Below are 7,703 nucleotides of genomic sequence, written 5' to 3'. Positions count from 1 at the left end.
TAACACATTACAATTTTATATTGATTACGATTCCATTATGATATCAATTCTTATTTTTGACAAAGACTTCTAAAATAATTTTTTAATGATAAAAATTTCAGCGCGAGCGTACCTTAACTTGGCAATTTCTAATGCTTCATTATTAGGATCTGTATCATTTATATTTTACAAAATACTTTTTAATTTATTATATTCTTCTACTGTAATTTCTCCCTTGGCTAAATGTATATCAAGTATTTTCTTTGGTTCATTCGTTTGGCAATCTTTAAATTCCTTTCATTGAAATTATTTATCAAAAAAATTGTTAACCTCTTTTCAACTTTATTTTAAAACTAGCTTGGAAGTTGTATTTTAGTTTTTGGATTAGAGATTGAAGTTCTTGAAAGGAAGCAAAAATTATTATATAATAAAGTATGAACAATTATTCATATATTAAAGCAAAGAGGAGATACCTATGAAAAGAGAGGGCAACAAAATCCCAATCTGCGAAGTTAGCGTAATACATGAAGATGTTATAAATAAAGTAAAAGAAGCTATGCCAGAGGAAACAAAATTGTATGACCTTGCAGAATTGTTTAAAGTATTAGGAGATACTACAAGGATAAAAATTCTTTATGCATTATTTGAATCAGAAATGTGTGTTTGTGATATTGCTGTACTTCTTGGTATGAGCCAGTCTGCAGTTTCTCATCAGCTTCGGATACTAAGGCAAAATAAGCTTGTTAAATTCAGAAAAGAAGGGAAAGTGGTTTATTATTCTTTGGCGGATGACCATGTAAAGAAAATATTTGAACAGGGTTTTGACCATATTAATGAGTGAATCAGGAGAGGTGAATACTATGCAAAATAATAAAAGGCCTTTTGAGAGGTTTGGTTGTGGAAGTTGTGCCCGAGATGCAAAAGAAAGTTTTCTTAACGCAAATTGTGATTCTGATAGTTGTAAGCTTTCTTTTGAGAATGATGACTCTGATAAAGTATACAGGAGAATCATTCAATATGGGATTTCTGCTATCTTGTTTGCAATAGCATTGCTATTTAATTTATTGGGTTATATCAAATTTACCTTATTTTTCATAAGTTATATAATCGCAGGAGGAGATGTTGTCTTAAAAGCTACCAAAAATATTTTGAAAGGGCAGATTTTTGATGAGTATTTTCTCATGAGCATAGCGACAATTGGTGCTTTTGCTATTGGAGAGTATCCTGAGAGTGTAGCCGTAATGCTTTTTTACCAAATTGGGGAACTTCTGCAGGATATTGCTGTTGACCGTTCGAAAAGGTCTATTAAAGAGTTAATGAATATTCGTCCCGATTATGCCAACTTAAAAATTGGATATGAAATAAAGAGGGTTTCACCACAAGAAGTAAGACCGGGAGACGTCATCATAGTAAAGCCTGGTGAAAAAATACCACTTGATGGGAAAGTAATCGAAGGGGAATCGATGGTGGATACTTCTGCATTAACAGGAGAATCTGTTTTAAGAGAGGTTTATAAAGGCGCGGACGTTTTAAGTGGCTTTATAAATAAAAATGGACTTCTCACAATCGAAGTAACCAGAGAGTTTGCAGAATCAACTGTTTCAAAAATACTAGGACTTATTGATGAGGCTAGCAGTAAGAAAGCTCCTACAGAAAAATTTATGACAAAGTTTGCTAAATATTACACTCCTATTGTTGTTTTTTTGGCATTGATTATTGCAGTAATTCCTCCTTTAATTATACCAACAGCAACCTTCAAGGAATTTATATATAGAGCACTTATTTTTCTTATTATAGCGTGCCCCTGTGCACTGGTGTTGTCAATTCCTTTAAGCTTTTTTGCTGGTATAGGTGCTGCCTCAAAAAATGGCATCCTTGTAAAAGGAAGTAACTATTTGGAAGCGTTAAGCGATGTAGAAACTGTTGTATTTGATAAAACAGGTACCTTACAAAAGGGGTATTTAAGGTAACGGAAATTAAATCTGTAAATAGTATAAGTAGGGATGCGCTTTTGGAATATGCGGCATATGCCGAAAGTTTTTCAAATCATCCTATAGCAGAATCCATTTTAAAAGCCTATGGGAAAGAAGTAGACAGATCTAAAATAAAAAAGTATGAAGAAATTTCAGGAAATGGCGTAAGAGCAAATGTAGAAGGAAAAGAGGTCCTTGTGGGCAATGCTAAATTAATGAAGAGGGAAAATATTGATTGTGTTACCGGTGACTCAACAGGTACTATCATCCATGTAGCTATAGATAACAAATACTGTGGCTATATCCTTATATCCGATGAAGTAAAAGAAGATTCCTCAAAAGCTATAGAAAGTCTCAAGAAGATGGGCATTAAAAGGATTGTCATGCTTACGGGGGATAACAAAACTGTCAGCGATAAAATCGCTGCTTCATTAAGGATTGGTGAAGTGCATTCACAACTTCTTCCAAATGAGAAAGTTGGCGTACTCGAGAAATTGTATGCTGACAATAAAAAAGGCAAGCTCATATTTGTCGGTGATGGCATAAATGATGCACCGGTTTTAGCGAGATCTGATGTGGGTGTTGCAATGGGTGGAATCGGGTCAGATGCTGCTATAGAGGCAGCCGATGTAGTTTTAATGACAGATGAACCGTCAAAACTGGTAACAGCTATAAAGATATCCAAAAGGACAAAGTTAATAGTATGGGAAAATATTCTTCTTGCATTAGGAGTAAAAGTAGTGGTTTTAGCACTTGGCGCTTTAGGGGTTGCTACAATGTGGGAAGCTGTGTTTGCCGATGTAGGTGTTGCACTCCTTGCCGTCCTTAATTCCTTAAGATTGCTTAATAAAAAATAAAAATATTATTAATTTTTAGAAAAGGAGGATCTGAATTATGGGTTTGTTTGGAGCTAAGGGTGAGACTATCGTCATAAATGTTAAGGGGATGACATGTAACCATTGCAAAATGTCTGTTGAAAATGCACTAAAGAAGTTAAATGGGGTATTTAAGCTTTGTTGACCTTGATAAAGGGAATATTACGGCAACATATGACCCTGCTAAAGTTTCTGTGGATGATATGAAAAAGCAATTATTGATACATGATATGAAGTGTAATACCTATTAAAAAATTTAAAGTGTAAAGTAGGAGGATGTTTTGTGGAATTTGTAAAACATCAGTGTTAACTTTTCTAAATAATTTACAACTGCCTAAGGAAAAGATATGTTGGGCGGCTTGGTACCGCCCATTCAGTTTAATAAGGAATAGCAATTTGGATACGTAAATGCACCTATTGATATTGAGATAAGATTGTGATACCTTAAAAAGAGAAAATTTATAATTCTTATCATAATACTCAAAATTAAGGTTCAAGGAATAGGAGCTGGATTTATTCCTGACACATTAAATCTTGACATTATCGATGAAATTATAAAGGTAAGAGAGATACTAAGAAGTAGAAAATAATAGAGAGAGGCGATTTTTGTGGATAGAATTTATTTAGACAATGCTGCGACTACAGCAGTTGATAAAAGGGTATTAGAGGCGATGTTACCATATTATAGTGACATTTTTGGTAATCCATCTTCACCGTATTCATATGGTCAAGAAGCGAAAAAAGCTATTGAAGAAGCGAGGGAAAAAGTAGCAAAAGCACTAGGGGCAGATTCTGACGAAATATATTTTACCAGTGGTGGGTCTGAGTCTGATAATTGGGCATTAAAGGGTGTAGCATATGCGTTAAAAGATAAGGGAAATCATATTATTACAACGGAAATCGAACATCATGCAGTACTTAATACTTGCCGATATCTTGAAAAAGAGGGATTCAAAGTAACATATCTTCCGGTTGACGAATATGGAGTTGTAAAACCTGAAGATTTAAAGAAGGCAATCACAGATAAAACAATCCTTGTTTCTGTAATGTTTGCCAATAATGAGATAGGTACAATTGAACCAATTGAGGAGCTTGTCAAAATAGCTCATGAGAAAAATGTATACTTTCATACTGATGCTGTGCAAGCAGTTGGTAATATACCAATAGATGTAAAAAAATTAGATGTTGATTTATTATCTCTATCTGCCCATAAAATATATGGACCTAAAGGCGTGGGAGCATTATATATAAAGAAGGGTGTAAAGATTCATTCGTTTATACAAGGTGGAACACAGGAAAAAAATAGAAGAGCGGGCACAGAAAATGTTCCAGGAATAGTAGGACTGGGGGAAGCGATAGAGCTTATCACGAAAAATTTGGATTCTCATATAAATAAACTTACATTTTTAAGAGATAAACTTATAAATGGAATATTAGAAAAAATACCATATGTGAGGTTAAACGGGCATCCAACAAAAAGGCTTCCAGGCAATGTTAATTTATCATTTGAATTTATAGATGGCGAATCCCTTATTTTAAACTTAGATATGGCAGGAATATGTGCTTCAAGTGGTTCAGCATGCACTTCTGGCTCATTGGAGCCTCTCATGTGCTTCTGGCAATTGGGCTCTCAAAAGAATTAGCTCGAGGGTCATTAAGACTTACAATAGGTAAAGATAACACTGAAGAAGATATAGATAAGGTTTTAGAAGCACTTCCACAAATTGTTAAAAGATTAAGGTCAATATCACAGATTGTATGAGAGAATGATTTGGGCTAGGTGCAAATGTAGCAGCTATAGGGGGAAGTCGATGGCTTTTAGCTCAGTATTAGTTGTTTTTGTTCCTTTTTCCTCTTTACTGTACTTCGATTTTTCCACTGCGGGTGTTTACAATCCACTGGCATATGAAAAGTCTTAATCCACTTTTGCTGCTTTTTCTTGTTCACTTTTTAAGTATTTTCAGCCTTTCCTCCGGTTCTTATCCCTGTCTCCTATGTCTTTCGCTCTGTCTACCTCCTGGCAACACTTTTGAGTGTGAGGAGAAAAGATAAAATAATTGCATTCTTTCTGAACCATTCGGATAGCCTCGTCTGGAGGCAACGGTTTGCTGAAATAATAACCTTGAACTTTGTCGCACCCGCTCTCTACAAGATAATCAAGCTGTTCTTTTGTTTCCACACCTTCGGCAGTTACTCCGAGTTTCATCCTGTGCCCCAAGAAAATAATTGCATCAACAATAGCCTTATTTACTTCTACCTTTATATTACTAACAAACGACCTGTCAATTTTCAAACCATCAACCATAAATTTTTGGATGTATTTGAAAGAACTATTTTCCGTTCCAAAATCATCTATTATTATTTTGACACCTACCTCTTTCAAGCGATAAAGGTTTCTAGCTACCGTATCCATTGCTTCTATAAGGACGGTTTCAGTAATCTCCAGTTCTAAGAATCTTGGTTCAAGGTCAATCTCGTTTAGTATATCTAACACAACCTTTGCGAAATCAGGCTGCTGCAGCTGATGTACTGAAACATTCACCGAAACGCTGAAACCGGAATATCCCATATTAAGCCATTCTTTCATTTGCCTGCAGGCTGTCCTTAACATCCATTCACCTATAGATATTATTTGTCGTGTTTCTTCAGCAATTGGAATAAAATGAATGGGGCTGATCAGTCCTTTTTTAGGATGCTGCCACCTCAGGAGTGCCTCCATACTCGCCACTTTACCAGTCTTTATATCAACAAGGGCTGATAGCACAAAAAGAACTGACCATTTTCCAAAGCCACTCTTAAATCTCTTCTTATTGTATTAGCAACTTCGACTTCTTTCCTCGTAATACTGTCAAAGTATTGAAAACCATTTTTTCCATCTCTTTTAGCCCTGTACATCGCTATATCTGCATTTTTGACTATAGCTTTTTCATTTTTTCCATGGTCAGGATATATGGCAATACCTATGCTAATAGTGACATACAATTCATGATTATTGAACTTTATCGGTTGGTTGAAAAGTTCCAATATTCTGTTTGCCACCTTATTCGTATCTTCAATATCTATTATATCAGGCAATAAAATGACAAACTCATCACCGCCTACTCTGGATACCGTATCTGATTCACGCAGACACGCTTTCAGTTTCTTGGCAATCTTTTTCAACAACCTGTCACCTATATGATGTCCCAGGGAGTCATTGATAGTTTTGAAATTATCAAGATCGAGAAAAAACACTGCAAGTTTTTTCCCATTCCTTTTTGCATTTGCCATGGCAATTTTGAGCCTATCCATAAAAACCTCCCGGCGAGGGAGGTCGGTTAAAGGGTCATAGAATGCCATGTGTTTTAACTTGCTTTCCATCTGCTTCCGTTCAGTAATATCCGTGTGTGACCCTGCCATTCTTATGGCTCTGCCCTCTTCATTCCACAATGCCTTTCCCCTGCTTAGAACCCAAATATATCTACCGTCTTTTGTTTTGATCCTGTATTCGCACAAATAAAAAGGCGTCTTTTTTTCGAGATGATTACGTAGATTATTAATGACTGTTTTAACATCTCTGGGATGAATGAATTTAGTCCATGTTTCACGGTAGTTGTTTACTACTTCTTTATCTAAACCAATAATATCTTTCCATCTCTCGGATATGTATGCCGTATCCGTTATTAAATCCCAGTCCCATAGTCCATCACTTGCTCCTTCAACTACCAGCCTGTAGCGTTCTTCACTTCTTTTCAGTTCTTCCTGCTGCCTTTGTATTTCAATTAAGTTCTGCCTCAACTTTTCTTCCCGGGCTATAAGTTTTTCATTCATGGCGGAGAGCTCTTCCTGTTGAGCCATCAATTTCTCGTTTAAAGCAAGAAGATTACGATTTGTTTCTTCAAGTCTCCTTTCGGCATTCTTTAGGTCTGTAATGTCTATACCAGTGGAAACAATATACTGGTTTCCTTCATCATCGCAAATAATACTATTATGCCACATAATATAAATTTCTTTGCCGTCTTTCAAAACTATTGGATTTTCACATTTGTAATGAATGCTTCTATCTTCAGTATTGTCCAACTTTTCATTTATATGGCTTATCATCTCTCTGGGAATTATTAAACTTGCATCTATCCTTTCTGTTTGTTCTTCGACTGCTATACCAATTACAGCCTGGGCATATTTGTTGAACCAAACTACTCTACCATCCAATGTCCAGACTACTATAAGCATTTGCTCATTTTCAAAAATTCTACTTAAAAATTCTTCTTTCCTTTGAAGATAAGCAATTGATTCCTTTGATTCTTCAATAAAACTCTTATTTTTTTTCTCAATAGGCAACTTCTCACCATTCACCATTAATTTCTCCTTTCTGGACAACTATTCTTTCTGTGGGATGTATCTTCGAAATAGCAGATTCATGGACGTGACTGCCGACGCTGTGTGATCCGGTTTCTTTTATGAAGATATTTTTGTCAAATTCGATTGTGTTAATTCTCTTAACCTTGCCATTAATGGAAACCGAACCATTTGTAGAAATTTTTGCATTATAACGGTCTTTATCTATAAATGCAAGAACTCTTTTTATCTTTGTTACCTTAATATATATTTAAAAAAACAAGTTGTATTTAATCAATTCCGAGTGGACTATATAAAAAGTAGGCAACTACTTCGGTCGCCTACTTTGATGACTACAAATTGGCAACCCAGCCGTCATAGCATCTGCATGCCTTAGACCTGTGGCTTTGCGTCCTTACCTTTCGGTAGGTTTGCCTTTCTCATAATATCATTTTAGTAATTTAAAAAAGTTATATTAAGTAGTTCAATGTTTTTTTACATTATTAGCTACTAAATTATTATATTCGACAAAAAAACCATAATCCTTCGAAAATTAAAA

Annotated in this window: 2 protein-coding genes, 3 pseudogenes and 1 riboswitch; of the genes and pseudogenes, 4 read left to right on the top strand and 1 reads right to left on the bottom strand. The window is 35.2% G+C overall.

Going from position 1 to position 7,703, the window contains the following annotated elements; translation table 11 throughout:
* Positions 1 to 454 precede the first annotated feature (454 nt).
* From JCM7501_RS12125 to nifS, 4 genes and pseudogenes are all read left to right on the top strand, one after another.
* On the top strand, positions 455 to 820 hold the full coding sequence (locus tag JCM7501_RS12125) for an ArsR/SmtB family transcription factor (RefSeq protein ID WP_012996002.1): 366 nt from the start codon (positions 455 to 457) through the stop codon (positions 818 to 820).
* A gap of 19 nt (positions 821 to 839) precedes the next feature.
* Positions 840 to 2,809, top strand: a pseudogene (locus tag JCM7501_RS12120) (heavy metal translocating P-type ATPase).
* A 37-nt stretch (positions 2,810 to 2,846) separates the two neighbouring features.
* Positions 2,847 to 2,972, top strand: coding sequence for a cation transporter (locus JCM7501_RS16810; RefSeq protein WP_012996000.1), 126 nt, complete (start codon positions 2,847 to 2,849; stop codon positions 2,970 to 2,972).
* A gap of 463 nt (positions 2,973 to 3,435) precedes the next feature.
* Positions 3,436 to 4,589 (top strand): annotated as a pseudogene (nifS, locus tag JCM7501_RS12110) (cysteine desulfurase NifS).
* Between the two features lie 198 nt (positions 4,590 to 4,787).
* On the opposite strand, the pseudogene JCM7501_RS12105 reads toward nifS, so the two are convergent.
* Positions 4,788 to 7,165, bottom strand: a pseudogene (locus JCM7501_RS12105) (EAL domain-containing protein).
* A gap of 338 nt (positions 7,166 to 7,503) precedes the next feature.
* Positions 7,504 to 7,590, bottom strand: a riboswitch (cyclic di-GMP riboswitch).
* Between the last annotated feature and the right edge of the window lie 113 nt (positions 7,591 to 7,703).

It is taken from the genome of Thermoanaerobacter thermocopriae JCM 7501, assembly GCF_001310975.1.
Classification (GTDB): Bacteria; Bacillota; Thermoanaerobacteria; order Thermoanaerobacterales; family Thermoanaerobacteraceae; genus Thermoanaerobacter; species Thermoanaerobacter thermocopriae.
This window is presented reverse-complemented; position numbering and strand designations above follow the sequence as displayed.